The 15,750-nt window shown below is 68.8% G+C and carries 19 protein-coding genes; 9 read left to right on the top strand and 10 right to left on the bottom strand.

What is annotated here, in order from left to right; translation table 11 throughout:
- Nucleotides 1–167: 167 nt before the first annotated feature.
- Nucleotides 168–1,262, bottom strand: a complete 1,095-nt coding sequence (locus tag AB0I43_RS07950; protein ID WP_356972123.1) for an isochorismate synthase — start codon at nucleotides 1,260–1,262, stop codon at nucleotides 168–170.
- A 108-nt stretch (nucleotides 1,263–1,370) separates the two neighbouring features.
- Between AB0I43_RS07950 and AB0I43_RS07955 the strand changes: the two genes are divergently transcribed.
- Entirely contained in the window at nucleotides 1,371–2,225 is an 855-nt protein-coding gene (locus tag AB0I43_RS07955; protein WP_356972124.1) for a LysR family transcriptional regulator, read from the top strand.
- Between the two features lie 85 nt (nucleotides 2,226–2,310).
- Nucleotides 2,311–2,610: a DUF6506 family protein gene (locus AB0I43_RS07960; protein ID WP_356972125.1), complete on the top strand. Its 300-nt coding sequence runs from the start codon at nucleotides 2,311–2,313 to the stop codon at nucleotides 2,608–2,610.
- On the opposite strand, the gene AB0I43_RS07965 is transcribed toward AB0I43_RS07960, so the two are convergent.
- Nucleotides 2,607–3,086, bottom strand: a complete 480-nt coding sequence (locus AB0I43_RS07965) for a universal stress protein (RefSeq protein ID WP_356972126.1) — start codon at nucleotides 3,084–3,086, stop codon at nucleotides 2,607–2,609. The two genes, AB0I43_RS07960 and AB0I43_RS07965, sit on opposite strands and share 4 nt — an antisense overlap.
- Before the next feature lie 121 nt (nucleotides 3,087–3,207).
- Here AB0I43_RS07965 and AB0I43_RS07970 point away from each other — a divergent pair, with 121 nt between their 5' ends.
- The 3 genes from AB0I43_RS07970 (at nucleotide 3,208) to AB0I43_RS07980 (ending at nucleotide 6,406) form a co-directional block, all read left to right on the top strand.
- Nucleotides 3,208–4,359 (top strand): glycoside hydrolase family 3 N-terminal domain-containing protein, encoded by a 1,152-nt coding sequence (locus AB0I43_RS07970; protein WP_356972127.1) that lies wholly within the window; start codon nucleotides 3,208–3,210, stop codon nucleotides 4,357–4,359.
- Nucleotides 4,360–4,504: 145 nt separating this feature from the next.
- On the top strand, nucleotides 4,505–5,104 hold the full coding sequence (locus AB0I43_RS07975) for a TetR/AcrR family transcriptional regulator (protein ID WP_356972128.1): 600 nt from the start codon (nucleotides 4,505–4,507) through the stop codon (nucleotides 5,102–5,104).
- A gap of 132 nt (nucleotides 5,105–5,236) precedes the next feature.
- A complete protein-coding gene (locus AB0I43_RS07980) occupies nucleotides 5,237–6,406 on the top strand; it encodes a DUF5685 family protein (RefSeq protein WP_356972129.1) in 1,170 nt (389 codons plus the stop codon).
- A gap of 54 nt (nucleotides 6,407–6,460) precedes the next feature.
- Here the strand turns inward: AB0I43_RS07980 and AB0I43_RS07985 are convergent, their stop codons facing one another.
- Nucleotides 6,461–7,327: a MaoC/PaaZ C-terminal domain-containing protein gene (locus tag AB0I43_RS07985; RefSeq protein WP_356972274.1), complete on the bottom strand. Its 867-nt coding sequence runs from the start codon at nucleotides 7,325–7,327 to the stop codon at nucleotides 6,461–6,463.
- Nucleotides 7,327–8,679, bottom strand: coding sequence for a 3-oxoacyl-ACP reductase (locus AB0I43_RS07990; protein WP_356972130.1), 1,353 nt, complete (start codon nucleotides 8,677–8,679; stop codon nucleotides 7,327–7,329). The genes AB0I43_RS07985 and AB0I43_RS07990 overlap by 1 nt, the downstream gene beginning before the upstream one ends.
- A 454-nt stretch (nucleotides 8,680–9,133) precedes the next feature.
- Here AB0I43_RS07990 and AB0I43_RS07995 point away from each other — a divergent pair, with 454 nt between their 5' ends.
- Nucleotides 9,134–9,598: an NUDIX domain-containing protein gene (locus AB0I43_RS07995; protein ID WP_356972131.1), complete on the top strand. Its 465-nt coding sequence runs from the start codon at nucleotides 9,134–9,136 to the stop codon at nucleotides 9,596–9,598.
- A gap of 462 nt (nucleotides 9,599–10,060) precedes the next feature.
- On the opposite strand, the gene AB0I43_RS08000 is transcribed toward AB0I43_RS07995, so the two are convergent.
- Genes AB0I43_RS08000 through AB0I43_RS08020 form a run of 5 tightly spaced genes read right to left on the bottom strand, consistent with a single transcriptional unit; the run spans nucleotide 10,061 to nucleotide 12,236 of the window.
- A complete protein-coding gene (locus AB0I43_RS08000; protein WP_356972132.1) occupies nucleotides 10,061–10,930 on the bottom strand; it encodes a hypothetical protein in 870 nt (289 codons plus the stop codon).
- A complete protein-coding gene (locus AB0I43_RS08005; protein WP_356972133.1) occupies nucleotides 10,927–11,256 on the bottom strand; it encodes a hypothetical protein in 330 nt (109 codons plus the stop codon). The genes AB0I43_RS08000 and AB0I43_RS08005 overlap by 4 nt, the downstream gene beginning before the upstream one ends.
- Before the next feature lie 40 nt (nucleotides 11,257–11,296).
- Nucleotides 11,297–11,572 carry a hypothetical protein gene (locus AB0I43_RS08010; RefSeq protein WP_356972134.1) on the bottom strand — a complete coding sequence of 92 codons (276 nt, stop codon included), beginning with the start codon at nucleotides 11,570–11,572 and terminating at the stop codon, nucleotides 11,297–11,299.
- Nucleotides 11,569–11,760, bottom strand: coding sequence for a hypothetical protein (locus tag AB0I43_RS08015; RefSeq protein ID WP_356972135.1), 192 nt, complete (start codon nucleotides 11,758–11,760; stop codon nucleotides 11,569–11,571). Before AB0I43_RS08015 ends, AB0I43_RS08010 begins: the two co-directional genes overlap by 4 nt.
- On the bottom strand, nucleotides 11,757–12,236 hold the full coding sequence (locus AB0I43_RS08020) for a DNA-directed RNA polymerase subunit beta (RefSeq protein ID WP_356972136.1): 480 nt from the start codon (nucleotides 12,234–12,236) through the stop codon (nucleotides 11,757–11,759). Before AB0I43_RS08020 ends, AB0I43_RS08015 begins: the two co-directional genes overlap by 4 nt.
- A gap of 242 nt (nucleotides 12,237–12,478) precedes the next feature.
- Here AB0I43_RS08020 and AB0I43_RS08025 point away from each other — a divergent pair, with 242 nt between their 5' ends.
- The 3 genes from AB0I43_RS08025 to AB0I43_RS08035 all read left to right on the top strand — a co-directional run bounded on the left by AB0I43_RS08025 (nucleotide 12,479) and on the right by AB0I43_RS08035 (nucleotide 15,485).
- Entirely contained in the window at nucleotides 12,479–13,369 is an 891-nt protein-coding gene (locus AB0I43_RS08025) for a helix-turn-helix transcriptional regulator (RefSeq protein ID WP_356972137.1), read from the top strand.
- Complete coding sequence (locus AB0I43_RS08030) at nucleotides 13,366–13,578, top strand: DUF397 domain-containing protein (protein WP_356972138.1); 213 nt, start codon at nucleotides 13,366–13,368, stop codon at nucleotides 13,576–13,578. The genes AB0I43_RS08025 and AB0I43_RS08030 overlap by 4 nt, the downstream gene beginning before the upstream one ends.
- Nucleotides 13,579–14,171: 593 nt before the next feature.
- Nucleotides 14,172–15,485: an acetyl-CoA C-acetyltransferase gene (locus tag AB0I43_RS08035; protein WP_356972139.1), complete on the top strand. Its 1,314-nt coding sequence runs from the start codon at nucleotides 14,172–14,174 to the stop codon at nucleotides 15,483–15,485.
- A gap of 58 nt (nucleotides 15,486–15,543) precedes the next feature.
- Here AB0I43_RS08035 and AB0I43_RS08040 read toward each other — a convergent pair whose 3' ends face one another.
- The gene (locus AB0I43_RS08040; protein WP_356972140.1) at nucleotides 15,544–15,744 is read right to left on the bottom strand and encodes a helix-turn-helix domain-containing protein; all 201 of its coding nucleotides are present in this window, start codon (nucleotides 15,742–15,744) and stop codon (nucleotides 15,544–15,546) included.
- Between the last annotated feature and the right edge of the window lie 6 nt (nucleotides 15,745–15,750).

A 15,750-nucleotide genomic window follows, 5' to 3' on the forward strand; every position in this document is an offset into this window, starting at 1 on the left:
ACCTGGGCGAACGTCCGGTATGGGGAGGACCTCCGGTCCGCGAGACGCGAACCTGGGCGAGGGCGCCGGACTCAGCAGGATCGGCCCTCCCTAGCCACCACGGCCGCCGACCGGGACCGCGTCGTCGGGGTGAACCTGATGGGGGTGGTTGCGTGTTCGCGCCCGCGTCAGTGCCGGGGGAGTTCGCAGTCCAGCCCGCCGAGCAGGGTGCGCAGTTTGGCGGTGGTTTCGTCGAGTTCGGCGCGCGGGTCCGAGGCGGCGACGATGCCGCCGCCCGCGAACGCGCGCACCGAGCGGCCGTCGGCGGACAGTTCCGCGCTGCGGATCGCGACCACCCACTCGCCGTCACCGTCGGCCCCGCACCAGCCGACCGCGCCGCCGTAGAAACCGCGATCCTCCTCGATCGAGGTGATCGCTTCCAGCGCCAGGTCGGTCGGGGTGCCGCAGACGGCGGGCGTGGGGTGCAGCAGGACCGCGAGGTCGAGCGCGGTCAGGGCCGGATCGCGCAGGGTGCCCGTGATCGGGGTGGCCAGGTGCCAGACCTCGTGCGTGCGCAGCAGTTCGGGCTCGGCGGGGATGTGCAGTTCCGCGCAGACGGGGGCGAGCAGCTCCCGGATCCACTCGATGACGAACGCGTGCTCGGCCCGGTTCTTGGTGCTGGACAGCAGCTCCCGGGCCTGGGCGGCGTCGGCGTCCGGATCGGCCAGGCGCGGCGCGGTGCCCGCCAGCGGCCGCAGTGTCACGGTGCCGCCGTGCCGGGCGACCAGCACCTCCGGCGTCGCGCCGAACAGCGTCGCCCCCGCGCGCCCGGCGGGGGAGAGGTCGACCGCGAACACGTTGGCGTGCGGATGCCGGGCCAGCAGGTGCCCGGCCACCGTCTCCGGATCCAGCGCGCTCTCGGCTTCGGCGAGCACCGATCGGGCCGCGACCACCTTGCGCAGCGGCTGCCCGGGGTCGTTCAATTGCTCGACCAGTTTCGCGACGCGCGCGATATGCTCTGCCGGGCTCGGCATCTCGGCGACCACCCGCACCGCGGGCAGTTCGGGCAGCGCCGCGGGCCGCCACGGCCCGGCGGTGTGCTCGGCCCGCCGCGGCACCGTCAACGCCGCCGGGCGGCCCGGGTCGAACGGCAGCGCCCCGACGATCAGTTCCGCCGCGCCGCCGCGCAGTGCCGCCGCCGCGGCGCTCGCCTCGTCGAAGGTCGCGCGACTGCCGGAGGTGCGCAGCACACCCCCGGGCTGGGCAAGCAGGAATCCGTCCATGATCCTTCGACCCTAACCCCGCACCCGGCCCCCATCCCGCTCCAGCGATACACGTCTCACCGGCCGCCGGTACCCTCCGCTGCGGATGCCGTGCGAAGGGTGGATGCGATGGAGCTGCGTCAGCTGCGATATTTCGCCGAGGTGGCCGACACCGAGCATCTCACCCGCGCGGCCGAGCGCCTCGGCATCCGGCCGACCTCGCTCAGCCAGCAGCTCATCGCCCTCGAAGCCGAGCTCGGGGCAACACTTTTCGACCGCACGCCGCGCGGCATGGCACCGACTGCGGCCGCGCACGCACTGCTGCCCTACGCGCGACGCACCCTCGACGCCGTCGCCGCGGGCGTCCGCGCGGTCGCCGCGACCACGGGTGCGGCCCGGCCGTGGCGGATCGGCGTGACACCCGGCGCGCCCGCCGCCGTGGTCGCCGCCCTGCACGACGCGCCCGCCGGGACCGACGCCCGCGACCTCTCGACCGAGGAGCAACTGCGCGAACTGCGCCGCGGGGAACTCGACGCCGCCCTGGTGGCCGAGCCCGTTCCGCTGGAGACGCTGACCGCGCGGCGGGTCAGCGATGTAGCGCTCGGGGTCCTGCTCTCCGCCGCTAATCCGCTGGCGGCCCGCACCGCGCTCGACTGGTCCGATCTCGACGGCCTGGACCTGCTGTGGTTCGACCGGGACCTCGCCCCGGGCTATCACGACGCCACGCTGACCGCGATCCGCCGGGCGGGCTGGCGGCCGCGCCGGATCCGCCGGGGACCGCCCCGGCGGGCGCTGTTCCTGGCCGCACTGCGCCGCGGCGATGTCGTGGCGCTGCGCCCCCGCTGGGACGCGGCGCTCGACGGGACGGTCTGGCGGGAGCTGCCCGCACCCCCGCGGCTGCGACACGCGCTGGTGTGGGACCCCGCCCATCCCGATGCCGCCCGGCTGGCCGATCTGGCCGCCGGCCTGGCCGATGAGGCATAGCCGCACACCGGTGCGGAACTGCCTCGTGGACGCCGAACACGGTGCCCCGCTTGACTGGTCGGACACCAGCGAGAAGGAGGCCATCGTGGCACTCGAACAGTGGGGATTCATCTACGTCGCCGACGGCTGCGATCCGGACCGGGACACCACGGTCGTCGACACCGGCCGCAGCCGCACGGTCCTGGTCGGCTGCGGCACGCACGAGCAGGCACCGGCGGTAGCGCGCCGGCTCGTCGCGGAGGGTGCGCAGCTGATCGAGCTGTGTGGGGGCTTCGGCCCGGTGCAGACCGCCGCCGTGATCCAGGCGATCGACGAGGCGGTGCCCGTGGGCACGGTCAGCTACGGCCCCGAGGCGATCGGCGGCCTGCACGCGCTGTTCGGCTAGCGCGCGGGTTCCCGCCCGGGCGGCACCATCAGGACCGGCCGGTGGCAGTGCTTGAGCACCGCGTCGGCGACGCTGCTGTGCAGCAGGGCGCGCACCCCGGTGGCGCCGCGGGTGCCGGCGACGATGATGTCGACGTCGAGTTCGTCGGCGCATTCGACGATCGTGTTCCAGATCGTGGTGCTGCACTCGGCGGTGCGGGCCTCGGCGTTCAGGCCCGCGAGCTTGGCCAGCCGCACGCCCTCGGTGTTGATGGTGCGGGCGTCGACGTAGGCGATGTCCTCGATCTCCTCGTCGGGCATCCACTCCGGTTGCATCACCCCGGACAGCCCGGACAGTTTCGCCGCCTGCCGCACCATCGGCTCCCATGCGGTGAGAACCACCGCGCGATTCGCCGAGAGGAACCGCCCGGCGTATTCGATGGCGCGCTTGGCGTTCTCGGATCCGTCGTACGCGATGAGCATCAGATCGCAGGGCACGGCGACCTCCCGGTGCGGGGTTCGGCTACGCCACCGAGGTTACTCCCGACACGCCCGGCTTCGGCCGCGCCGCGCCACCCGGGAGTGCCGGGTGCGGGGCCGCGCACTAGCGTGAATCCTCATGCGGAAGACGCCTCTCGTCCTGCTCGCGGTTCTCGCCTCGGTCGTCACCGGCTGCTCCGGCGGCGGCTCCTCCGACTCGGCTGTGCCGTCCTCGGGCAGCGCGGCTCCGGCCAGCGCCCCCGTCACCACACCGCAGCGCGATTGCAAGGCGGAGTTCCTCGCACAGTTCACGCCCCGGCAGAAGCTGGCGCAGTTGCTCACCGTCGGCGTCAGCAGCGCGGCCGACGCCGAGAACGTGGTGCGCGGCGAGCAGATCGGCGGCATCTTCGTCGGCAGTTTCACCGACAAGGCGCTGCTGGCGAGCGGCCAGATCGACCAGGTGATGGCCGCGGCCAAGGTCCCGCTGATGGTGACCATCGACGAGGAGGGCGGCCGGGTCTCGCGGGTCAAGGATCTGATCGGGGCCGCGCCCTCGGCCCGCGCCACCGCGGAGACGATGACCCCGGACCAGTTCTACGAGGCGACGCTGGTGCGAGCGCGCAAGCTCAAGGATCTCGGCATCACGGTCGATTTCGCGCCCGATGTGGACGTGAGCAGCGAACCGGACGACGACGTGATCGGCGACCGCTCCTTCTCCGACGATCCCGAGATCGTCACCCAGTACGCGCGCGCCTACATCCGCGCGATGAACGAGGTCGGCCTGGGCAGCGTCATGAAGCATTTCCCGGGCCACGGCAGCGCCTCGGGGGACTCCCATCAGGGCGCGGTCCGCACGCCGCCGCTGACCGAGCTGGTCGGTTCGGACCTGATGCCCTATCGCGAACTGAACGGCATGGGCGCGGCGGTCATGGTGGGTCATCTGGATGTGCCCGGCCTGACCGCGCCGGACGTGCCCGCCTCGATCAGCCCGGAAGCGATGGCGTTGCTGCGCACCGGCACCGGCTACGGCGCGGCACCGTTCGACGGCGTCATCTTCACCGACGACCTGAGCGGTATGAAGGCCATCACCGCGCGGATGGATATCGCGGACGCGGTGCAGGCCGCGCTGGCCGCCGGCGCCGACAACGCGCTGTGGATCAACACCAGCGCGGTGCCGGAGGTGCTGGACCAGCTGGAACAGGCCGTGGCGAGCGGAAAGCTGCCGAGCGGGCAGGTGGACGCGTCGGTGCTGCGGATGGCGAAGTACAAGGGCATCTCAACGCAGTGTTAAGGACGCCGCGGCCCGCCGCGCGCGGGTCGTAGGATCGCTGTCTACCCCGGCTCCCAGATAAGACAGGCGATCGGTGAGCAAATCGTGCCCACCGAACTTACCTTGGAGTAATATAGGGGCTTCACCTTGTGGTAGGAGACTGTGGATGGCGGGCGGAACGAAGCGACTTCCCCGGGCGGTTCGGGAGCAGCAGATGCTCGACGCCGCCGTCGAGGTGTTCTCGCGCAAGGGCTTCCACGACACCTCGATGGACGCGATCGCGGCCGAGGCGAAGATCTCCAAGCCGATGCTGTACCTGTACTACGGCTCCAAGGACGAGCTGTTCCGCGCCTGCATCCAGCGCGAGGGTCTGCGCTTCATCGAGTCCGTGGCGCCGGCGGGCAACCCGCTGCTGTCCCCGCACGAGCAGGTGCGGGTGGCGCTGGAGGGTTTCCTCGGTTTCGTCGACGCCAACCGCCGCTCCTGGCAGGTGCTCTACCGTCAGGCGATCGGCCAGCAAGCGTTCGCCTCGGAGATCGAGAACGCCCGCGACCGGATCATCGAACTCACCGCCAAGCTGCTGGAGTCCAGCGCCAAGCACGCTGATCCGGGCACCAACTTCGACGTCGTCGCCGCGGCGGTGATCGGCGCGGGCGAGGCCATCGCCGACCGCGTGGCCAGCGGCCGCGTCGAGGTCGCCGAGGCGGTCGATCTGCTCGACGATCTGGCCTGGAGCGGTCTGAAGGGCCGCAAGAAGGCCGAATAGTCTCGCCCGCAGCCGATTCGGCGCGGGACCGGATACGGGTTGCCAGAGCGGTGCCACTCTGCCAAGGTTCGGTGATCCAGTAGCACGGACCGGCCATGCGCGCCGGAAGAGTACGGGGCGGAATTGTTCGGAATGCTGAAGCCGTGTTCGCACGGTGCCGAGAAGTATGGAATCGATCCGGCGCAGTGGCGGGCGCACATGTGCGGCCTGTGCCTCGGATTGCGGGACGGGCAGGGGCAGGTGGCCCGCACCGCGACCAATACCGACGCGATCGTGCTCAGCGTCCTCACCGAGGCCCAGCTGGACGCGCCGATGCGGCGCACCACGGCGGGCCGCTGCGCGCTGCGGGGTATGCAGCGTGCCGAGGTCGCGGCCGCGGATTCGCCCGGCGTGCTGCTCGCCTCGACCGCCGCACTGCTTCTGGGCTCGGCCAAGCTCCGCGATCATGTCGCCGACCGTGACGGGTCGGTGCTGACCCGGCGTCCGATGGGCCGGGTGTCGACCCGCTGGGCGAACGGCGCGCGAGTCCAGGCCGGCCGGATCGGCTTGGACGTGGAACCGCTTGTGGCCGCGATCGCTTCGCAGTCGGCAGTCGAAGCCGAAGCCACTTCGCTGGACGAGCTCACCGCCCCGACGCAGCTCTGCGCCGCCGAATTCTTCGCCCACACCGCCGTGCTCGCCGATCGGCCGGACAATATCGAGCCGCTGCGCACCGCCGGCCGGCACTTCGGGCGCATCGCCCACCTCGCGGACGCCGTCGAGGACTTCGACGACGATCGCGCCCACGGCAGATTCAATCCGCTCGCCGCCACCGGCACCGCGCTGCCGGACGCGTACGACCTGCTCCGCGAGTCGGATTCGGCGCTGCGCCGGGCGGTCGCCACGGCCGAGCTGCGCGATGTGCCCGTGGTCCGCTGGATTCTGCTCGACCCGCTGAGCGCCCTGCTGCGCCGTCTCGGCTCCGGCGTCGGCGCACCGATCGTGCACGCCTGCAAGACTTCGCACGCCTCGGCGCAGCAGCAACCCGGCGGCCCGATCCACCTGCCGCCGCACCGGCGCCCGCCGCGGCGCGGCCCGCGCCGGCCGGGCATCGGCGAATCCTTGGCGCTGGTCCTCGGCGTCTACTGCACCGGCTACGCCTGCTGCGCCGACCATCGCAGCCCGTGCTCCGGCGAGGAGCAACCCGCCTGGTACAAGCAGGACCCCTGCGGTTGCGCCGACTGCTGCTCCTCGTGCGGTGAGTGCTGTAGCTGCGGGGACGGCTGCTGCTGTGACGGCTGCGGTTGCGGCTGCGACTGCTAGAAACGCGACCGCGCCCCGAGTCGGTGACTCGGGGCGCGGTGTTCGTCATCCGGCTCAGCGCAGGGTGGCCGTCAGATGCGGGTACCCCTTCTTCGGGTTCCGCAGCGCCAGATCCCACCCGCCCTCGACCTGATCGGCGTAGACGTTCACCGTGGACGGCAGGAAGATCGGCTTGCCGAACTTGACCGCGTAGGTGGCCTGCTCGGGCACCCGGCCCTCGATATTGGCCAGGATGTTGGCCGCCGACCACATGCCGTGCGCGATCGGCTTGGGGAAGCCGAAGGCCTTGGCGCCCAATCCGGAGGTGTGGATCGGGTTGTGGTCGCCGGAGGCGTTCGCGTACCGGGTGATGATCTTCTGATCGACCCGGAACTGCCGCATCGGCGGCGGCGGGACCTCGTCCGGCTTGGGCTCGGGCTTGGGCCCGCCCGACAGCGAGGTGCGCTGCTGGTGCAGGAACGTGGTGACCTGCCGCCACACCAGTTCGCGCCCGACGTTCACCTCGGTGACGGCGTCGACGAGCAGCCCCTTGGGGTGCTCACGCAGGTTCTCGATGTGGGTCTGGAAATCCAGCGGCTCGGCCACCGAGATCTCGCGGGTGCGCTCGATCCGGTTCTCCGCGTGCACCGCGCCGACCGCCACGAACGGGAAGTCGCGCGCCACCACCAGTTGCATGGCCAGCGGGAAGCTGAGCACGAACGGGTAGGTCAGCGGCAGCGCGTCGCCGAAGCGCAGGCCGGTGGCCCGGCAGTAAGCGGCCAGGTGATCGGGATCGACCCGGAAGCCCTCCAGCCGCACCACCCGGTCGGGCAGCTTGCTGGGCCGCGCCGAGAGCAGCGGCACCGGAACGGCGCCGAGCGCGGCCTTGACGAACAGGCCGCTGTTCTTCGGCGGTGCGGTGAGCGTGATCGTCTGCGTCATCATGCTCCGATCAGGGACTGACCGCAGACGCGAACCACGTTGCCGCTCACGGCGTTCGAGGCCGGGCTGGCGAAGTAGGCGATGGTCTCGGCCACGTCGACGGTCTGGCCGCCCTGCAGCAGCGAGCTCATCAGGCGGCCGGCCTCGCGGGTGCCGAGCGGGATGGCGGCGGTCATCGCGGTCTCGATGAAGCCCGGCGCCACGGCGTTGATGGTGATGCCCTTCTCGGCCAGCTTCGGCGCCTCGGCGTTGACCATGCCGATGACGCCGGCCTTGGAGGCGCCGTAGTTGGTCTGGCCGCGGTTGCCGGCGATGCCCGCGATGGAGGACACGTCGATGACGCGGCCGCCTTCCTTGAGCGCGCCGCGGGCGACCAGGCCCTCGGTGATCCGGTGCGGGGCAGCCAGATTCACGTTGAGGACGGCGTTCCAGCGGCCCTCGTCCATGTTGGCGAGCAGCTTGTCGCGGGTGATGCCGGCGTTGTGCACGATGATGTCGATGCCGCCGAAGCGCTCGGTGGCGAACTCGGCCAGCTTCTCCGCGGCGTCGGCGGCGGTGACGTCCAGCGCGAGCGCGGTGCCGCCGACCTTGTTGGCGGTCTCGGAGAGCGCCTCGCCGGCGGCCGGGATGTCGGCCACGATGACGGTGGCGCCGTCACGGGCGAAGACCTCGGCGATGGTGGCGCCGATGCCGCGCGCCGCGCCGGTGACCACCGCGACCTTGCCGGCCAGCGGCTTGTCCCAGCTGGCGGGCGCCACGGAATCGGCGGCGCCGACGCGGAAGACCTGGCCGTCGACGAAGGCCGACTTGGCCGACAGCAGGAAGCGCAGCGTGGATTCCAGGCCGGTGGCGGCGGCCGAGGCGTCGGGGGCGAGGTAGACCAGCTGGGCGGTGGAGCCGCGCAGCAGTTCCTTGGCGACCGAGCGGGTGAAGCCCTCGAGCGCGCGCTGGGCGATCTGCTCGTCGACGCTGCCGGTGAGTTCGGGGGTGGTGCCGATGACCACGATGCGGCCGGACGCGCCGAGGCTGCGCATGGCCGGCTGGAAGAATTCGTAGAGCTGGGACAGATCCTCGATGGACCCGATGCCGGTGGCGTCGAAGACGAGCGCGCCGTACTTGGTGCCCTGGCTCAGCGAATCGGCGAAGGTGTAGTCGGACAGCAGGTTCCGGACCGGCTCGGCCACGCGGCCCTTGCCGCCGATCAGCACGGGCCCGGCCAGGGCGGGCTCGCCGACCTTGTAGCGGCGCAGGTTCTCCGGCTGCGGCAGCCCGAGCTTGCTGGCCAGGAACTGCCCGGGCGCGGAGTGTACGAACGATCCGTAGAGGTTGGGGGCACCCTTACTCTTGGCCACTGTTCCTACCTTTTCTGTCGTGTTTTGTCTCGTCCCCAGGCGGGCTGGGCCTATTCGAAGAATCGCGCACGTCACGGGGTACGGTGTCGACCCTTAACTTACTCCAGAGTAAGTCCGGGGGCTACCCAGTGTGGCCCCCGGGTTCCCGGATGTGACCCAGATGCCTGTTGGAAGGCAATTTCGGGTGCCCTTGGCGTCACCGAAAATCCCTCCGATGCCCGTGAAAGCAACGGTCGAAATGACGGTCCCACGACTCCCGTGCCTACCTCTGGACGGCAATGCTGGCTTGCGGGCTGGACCGGGTCCCATGTGGCATGCAACACATTCATGAAGGCTGGCAGCCGCGCAGCATTGCGTCGCCCACGTCTACGTTTTTGGAACGACGGCAGGACGTGTTCGGCGAGGATCACATCGACGGCATCGCACATACGCGTTGCTCTTGAAGGGAGTGGTTGTGGATACAGCACTTCAGCCGAGTCAGGCAGTCGAGCCGCAGCGTCACAAGGTCACCGGGGATGTGCACCTACTGCTTCGGCGCGGCGACCGCGTGTTGTTCGGTCAGCGGCAGAACACGGGATACGAGGATGGAGCGTGGCACCTCCCGTCGGGGCATCTCGAGGCCGGCGAAACGGTGGTCGCCGCAGCTGTGCGCGAAGCTCTCGAAGAGGTCGCGGTCCGGATTCGTCCTGAAGAGGTCCGTTTCGCCCACGTCATGCACAACTCGTCCTCGGGTGGACGCATGGCCTTCTTCTTCATCGTCGACGAGTGGGAAGGCGAGGTTGTCAACCTCGAACCGGACAAATGCAGTGCCTTGGAGTGGTTTTCGCTCGACTCGATGCCCGGCCACACCATTCCGTACTGCCGGACAGCGCTTGCCCACATCGCTGCCAACGAACCGTTCTCGGTCTACGGCTGGTAATTCGTACGACCACGCGCTCATCGGTTCGCGTCGGCACACCCACACCGTTATCGCCACATGGTGCCCCGACGCAGGCCGTGACAACGACCAACCCGACAGCGTCCGCCGCCTCAACAGTCTCGCTGAAATCGACTGGGCACCCGAACATTACGACCTCGTCCACGAGGGGATCGAGAACCTGCGCCGGAGGACCGAGACCGCGAAAGCCCTCCTCGAACCCGCGCACCGATGGGAACTAGTAGCCGCCTGAACGGCCTGCGGCACCCGAACCGTCTACCGGCCCGACGCCGCCGGTGAACATGTCCGTCAAGCCGCACTACAGATCACGGTCGACGGCTGCCTCTGCCAATCCTGCCGTACGCGCTGGGCGCCCACCCCCTACCGGCTCCTCGCCGCTGCCCTCGGATGCGAATTGCCCCCGGGTGTGTGACTCCTCGCGATGACGTTCTGTGACAGGACTTTTCAATGTTCGGAGGAGTGGCCTTCGAGGTCTTCGGGCGGCACCCAGCCCACCTGTTCCCACTCGGAGCGGTCCGGGCAGCCGAACTTGCGCCACTGTCGCAGATAGCCCAGGTAATCGTCCCACAGCCCGGCCCAGCTGTCCCCGGCGTGGTCGGTGACGGCGACATCCACGGCATCGCGTACCTCGGTGATCAGATTCGTGAACGGGAAACGGATGGTGGGTCCGATCTCGTCGCCCCACTCGGGCAGGCCCGGCATGTTGACCCACTCTCCCCGGAAGTTTCTGCGCAGCACCTCACCGACGTACATGCACAGCTGATCAGCGAGTTCGCGGCGTTCGGGCACCCACAATGCCCGCCGGGTCGGGAAGTAGCGCAGCGCCACCAGCTCGGCGTGCACCAAGCCGTCTCGGCACCAGGGATCGTTCCGGAACATCACCGGCATTTCTGCGGCGAGGAAAGTCTTGACCTCGGTGTCGATGAGGTCACGCCAGACCAGCCAGTCCGCGGCGGTCTGGTCGGTGTCGAATTGCTCGGCGCTGCGATTCATCACGGGTTCCCCTGTAGTGGTGGGACGATAGTTGCGGGCGGTGGCCGGATCGGGATTCGCGATCTGGGAGTAGGGCAGAGGTTTTCCCGGAGAGAGCGGCAGAGCGCGCCGCGCGGCCTCGCGGGTGGTGCATTCGGCGGGGTGGCACGCGTGGTGCAGGTCTTCGGCGCTGGCGGCGTCGCCGCCTTCGAAGAGGGTCGGGTCGGTGGTGTCGTGGCGGACGACCGCGAGTAGCCGCCGCAGGCCCGCTTCCAGGTCGAACCACGGGGCGGGATTGGTGGGGATCGACTGGAGGAAGGCATCCTCGGGTGACAGGCTCATGCGGCCCAGCCCCTGACCTCGCCCGCCTCGGGGTCGTCGAGGTCGTCGGTGATCCACACGACCGGTTCGGCGATGTGTTTGTCGCCGATGATCGCGAACAGTGTCGGGCGGCTGACCCTGTGGAGCGCGCACATCTGGCGCACTCCCAGGTAGTCCACAGTCTCGGGCCGCTCGAAGGGCTCACCCTTCGGGATCCACAGCTGTCCACAGGCTTTGGAGAAGCCCAGGCGGTTACCGATTCTGATATCGGGCCTGGGCACCCAGACCGTCTTATCGCTACGCCACTGGCACAACAGGTAGTAGTCGGTCTCCACAGCGGCGGCCAAGCCCCGCAAGCTCATGAACCGCGGGCCTGCCTCTTCGTCTTCAGAGGGATGCACAGCGTCGGGCCTCCATTTCGATTTTGATCTGTGCGGCGATCTTGGTTGCGCAGCTCATGTCCGGGCACTTGCTGTGCAGCTTCCGGGCCGTTCGGGCGGCGTGAATGCCGCTCATCGGCCAGTGCGGGTTGCAGTGGTCGGTCCAGCTCAGCGTCCGCGCGAGAACCGTGGTGTCGTAACAGGGTTCGTCGCGCTCCGGTGTCGGCACGGGTGCCGGGCCGGGGTCTTCCAGTAGGGTCGGTAGGTGCCGGGCGGCGTTCATAGTCGCTCGTCCTCTGTGGTGGGTGAGGGGTCGGTGCTCGCCAGGTCGGTGTCCAGGCCGGCCAGTCCCTCGACGATGCGGTGCAGCAAATCCGCTGTTCCGGCGTCGGGCAGGTACACATCGAGGGCCATGGAGCCGAACTCGCCCAGGTGGACGCCGGGGACACGGTGGCTGAGATCGGGGGTCATAGCCGGACGGCCTTCCTGCGGCGGCCTGTCCCGACACAGGCGCGGATGGCGTTGATCACGACCATGCCCGAGGGGCGGAAGCTGTCGGTCGGTCGTTCGATCCACTGCCGGATCTCGCGGGAGGTCTCGGTGGGTGAGGGCAGCGCGATCGGCGCGTTGTCGCGGGTCACGGACACGCTGTTGCGGAACATCTCCGCGAAAAGCTCTGCCTCGTCGGGGATGTCGGGACGAACCAGGAACGTCCACCGGGCCGAGCGCAGCTGCGCGACCACCGGGCCGACTGCCGTGTTCGCTTTGCGCATCTGGTAGCTGACATCGCGTCCGAGCACGGCGGGCATCGTCAATCCCCAGACCTGCGAGGCGTTCACGACGATGCGCCCCAGCTCGGGCGGGTCGATCCTGGCGGCCAGGTCACAGACCTGCCGGTAATAGGTGCATTGGGACCGCGGGGTGTCCCGTCCGATCGGTTGGTCCATGCGGAGACCTCTGCTCGTGTTGGCTGACGAGGGCGCGCCCGGGTGCCCCAACTCCTCGGGTGTTATCGGGTAACCAGATCGATCGGTCCGGGCGCGCTCTCAGCACACCACCTACCAGCGCAAACATCTCGACAGATTTGAAGATTCAAAAGAATCTCTTCAAAGATCGAGGACCACATTCGCCGCTGCTGTACAAAGGATTCATATTCGGGCGCAAAGGGATTCACTTTTGGGAGTAGTCGATGCCAAACGAAGTGTCACCAACGCTGCTCCGCCGCCAGCTGGGGCGATTCCTACGCGAGTGCCGCGAGGCCAAGGGATTCACCATCCTCCAAGCTGCGACTGCCGTCCAGCTGAGCGAGGCGGCGCTACAGCGCTTAGAGACCGGACGGACGAAGAACACTCGAAGACAGGACGTCCGCGAGCTGTGTTTGCTCTACGAAGTCGCCGCTGAAGAGACGGAGAAGGCCGTTGACCTGGCCGGCCGGGCTGCGGTGAAGAGTGACGACGGAATCACTTCGATCGGCGGGCTGTTCAGCGATGCGTTCAACATGTACGTAGGCATGGAGCAGAGCGCCGCCAAGGTCGTGTCCTACCAGGAACAGATTCCCGGACTGCTACAGACTGCCGACTATGCACGTGGCCTGATCAACGCCTTCTATCGCACAGGTAGCGCGGAGGACATCGAACGCCGAGTGCAGATCCGGCTGAATCGCCAGGTGATTGTTACGCGGAAGTCCGCACCATTGGAGCTAGAGGTCTTGCTCCACGAGTCCGCGCTTCACCGCGTGATCGGTGGCCCGCAGGTGATGGCGAGACAACTCCGCGAGCTCGCCGAGATGAGTAAACAGCCAAATATCACGCTGCGAGTGCACCCGTTCTCCGCGGGGTGCACGTGGGGCATCCTGCACGGGCCGTTTGTCATGCTGGACTTCGGCACAGACGGCAAGGGCAAACCGATCGAGCCGCCGGTGGTCTATGTGGAGGGCCGCTTGACCAGCGACCTGTACCTCGAGAAGCCCGAAGATGTGCAGCGCTACCATGAGTTAGCCGAGGCCGTTCGACGGACCGCGTTGGACGACATGCAAACGCGAAAGCTATTGCGCGATGTAGCAAGGGAGTACGCAGCGTGAACGTTGACCTGGACCTTTCGGGCGCGAAGTGGCGGAAGAGCAGCTACAGCGAAACCGGGGGTCAGTGCGTGGAGGTCGCATTCCTAGACAGCGGCGCAGTCGGCGTGCGTGATTCCAAGAACCCGACCGGCCCGGCGCTGGTCTTCACCGCTGGAGAGTGGAGCGTGTTCCTGGCGGGCGCGCGGGACGGCGAGTTCAACAGCCCCTAGGTCTGAACATGGCAATGCCCCGGCATCCGTTGCTGAACGGATGCCGGGGCATTGCGCTGTCTGGTCTGCGGGCTGAAATCGATCGAGTGGACTCTCGGCGGACCAGGTGGTTGCACTCGCGAATTGTGGACAGCTAGCGTCGATTTCGCGCCAGTAGTGTGTCCAAACCCTTTCCACTACAGACGCGTTCACGCGGAACCCCCGATGCCTGTACCCCCTTACAGCGATAGCCCGGCCGTGGAGCAACGGAAGGCGAGATTGGTCTTGGCGTCGCCGAAGTCCGGCGTGGGCCACAGATACGGCCATCCCTGATGTCCCCGCGCCAGTGTGGGCAGTGTCGTCTGCGAACGGGCAACGGTCGTCACGAAGCATTACGTAGACCAGGACGGGTATCGACGGCTGGCTGTAGACAGCTCCGAGGCGTGTTCCCTCGATCCGACGGAAATCTCACGGTATTGGCTGGTATGCCGGAGATCGCAGCCGCCTGACCAGCTACGTCACTTGCCGATGAACTTACTCCAGAGTAAGTTTAAAGTAAACCAATCGACGGGGCGCATTACCCCCGGCCATCCGACGAGACCGTGGAGACTCGAGTGACTAGCAAAGCCCGTTCGGCCAAGAAGCCCGTGAAGCAGCCGAAGCCCGTCGCGATCGTGGGCGGCAACCGGATTCCGTTCGCGCGCTCGGACAAGGCCTATGCGCACGCGTCCAACCAGGACATGTTCACCGCCGCGCTGGATGGTCTGGTCAGCCGGTTCAACCTGCAGGGCGAGCGCCTGGGCATGGTGGTCGGCGGCGCGGTGCTCAAGCGCGTCGGCGAGCACGGCATGATCCGCGAGAGCGTGCTCGGCTCCAAGCTCAGCCCCTACACCCCGGCCCACGACCTGCAGCTGGCCTGTGGCACCGGCCTGCAGTCCATCGTCACCGTGGGTGACGCGATCGCCGCGGGCCGCATCGACGCCGGCATCGGCGGCGGCACCGACACCACCTCGGATGCCCCGATCGGCGTCAGCGACTCCATGCGCGAGTGGATGCTGGACGCGAACCGCGCCAAGACCGGCAAGGACCGCCTCAAGCTGGTCGGCCAGCTGCGCCCGTCCATGGTCGGCATCGAGATCCCGCGCAACGCCGAGCCGCGCACCGGCCTGTCGATGGGCGAGCACGCCGCCATCACCGCCAAGGAATTCGGCGTGGCGCGCGAGGCCCAGGACGAGCTGGCCTACCTGTCGCACAAGAACATGGCCGCCGCCTACGACCGCGGCTTCTTCGACGACCTGATCACCCCGTTCCTCGGCCTGACCCGCGACGACAACCTGCGCCCGGGCTCCACCATCGAGAAGCTGTCCACCCTGAAGCCGGTCTTCGGCGTCAAGGCCGGTGACGCGACCATGACGGCGGGCAACTCCACCCCGCTCACCGACGGCGCGTCCGCGGTGCTGCTGTCCACCGACGAGTGGGCCGCCGAGCGCAACCTGCCGACCCTGGCCTACCTGGTCGATTCCGAGGTCGCCGCCGTCGATTACATCCACGGCCCCGACGGCCTGCTGATGGCCCCCACCTACGCGGTGCCGCGCCTGCTGGCCCGCAACGGCCTGACCCTGCAGGATTTCGACTACTACGAGATCCACGAGGCCTTCGCCTCCGTGGTGCTGGCCACCCTGCAGGCCTGGGAATCCGACCAGTACTGCAAGGAGCGCCTGGGCCTGGACGGCGCCCTCGGCTCGATCGACCGCTCCAAGCTCAATGTCAACGGCTCCTCCCTCGCCGCGGGCCACCCGTTCGCCGCCACCGGCGGCCGCATCGTCGCCTCCACCGCGAAGATGCTGGCGGAAAAGGGTTCCGGCCGCGCCCTGATCTCCATCTGCGCCGCCGGCGGCCAGGGCGTCGTCGCCATCCTGGAGCGCTGACCCCACCCGCGCCCCGGGACCCCTTCCCGGGGCGCGCTTTTCGCGCCTCAGCCCTCGATCATCGCTGCACCCCGAGCCGGAGGCCGACGGCATTCGCCACCGAATCGACCGTCGCGATGCTGGTGGTTCCGGTTCCGTGCTCGATATCGCGGACCGTCCGGGTGGAGGTTCCGGCGAGTTCGGCGAGCTGTTCCTGGGTCAGGCGATGGCGGCGTCGTTCGGTGCGGATGGCTTGCCCGATGCTGCTCGGTGCTGACACGCCTTG

It is taken from the genome of Nocardia sp. NPDC050435 (assembly GCF_040655395.1).
In the GTDB taxonomy this organism is placed as follows: Bacteria; Actinomycetota; Actinomycetes; order Mycobacteriales; family Mycobacteriaceae; genus Nocardia.

Coding starts and splice junctions, on each gene's coding strand:
- AB0I43_RS07950 (WP_356972123.1), bottom strand. CDS start 1,262: ATGGACGGATTCCTGCTTGCCCAGCCCGGGGGTGTGCTGCGCACCTCC.
- AB0I43_RS07955 (WP_356972124.1), top strand. CDS start 1,371: ATGGAGCTGCGTCAGCTGCGATATTTCGCCGAGGTGGCCGACACCGAG.
- AB0I43_RS07970 (WP_356972127.1), top strand. CDS start 3,208: ATGCGGAAGACGCCTCTCGTCCTGCTCGCGGTTCTCGCCTCGGTCGTC.
- AB0I43_RS07975 (WP_356972128.1), top strand. CDS start 4,505: ATGGCGGGCGGAACGAAGCGACTTCCCCGGGCGGTTCGGGAGCAGCAG.
- AB0I43_RS07980 (WP_356972129.1), top strand. CDS start 5,237: ATGCTGAAGCCGTGTTCGCACGGTGCCGAGAAGTATGGAATCGATCCG.
- AB0I43_RS07985 (WP_356972274.1), bottom strand. CDS start 7,327: ATGACGCAGACGATCACGCTCACCGCACCGCCGAAGAACAGCGGCCTG.
- AB0I43_RS08000 (WP_356972132.1), bottom strand. CDS start 10,930: ATGAGCCTGTCACCCGAGGATGCCTTCCTCCAGTCGATCCCCACCAAT.
- AB0I43_RS08010 (WP_356972134.1), bottom strand. CDS start 11,572: ATGAACGCCGCCCGGCACCTACCGACCCTACTGGAAGACCCCGGCCCG.
- AB0I43_RS08015 (WP_356972135.1), bottom strand. CDS start 11,760: ATGACCCCCGATCTCAGCCACCGTGTCCCCGGCGTCCACCTGGGCGAG.
- AB0I43_RS08020 (WP_356972136.1), bottom strand. CDS start 12,236: ATGGACCAACCGATCGGACGGGACACCCCGCGGTCCCAATGCACCTAT.
- AB0I43_RS08025 (WP_356972137.1), top strand. CDS start 12,479: ATGCCAAACGAAGTGTCACCAACGCTGCTCCGCCGCCAGCTGGGGCGA.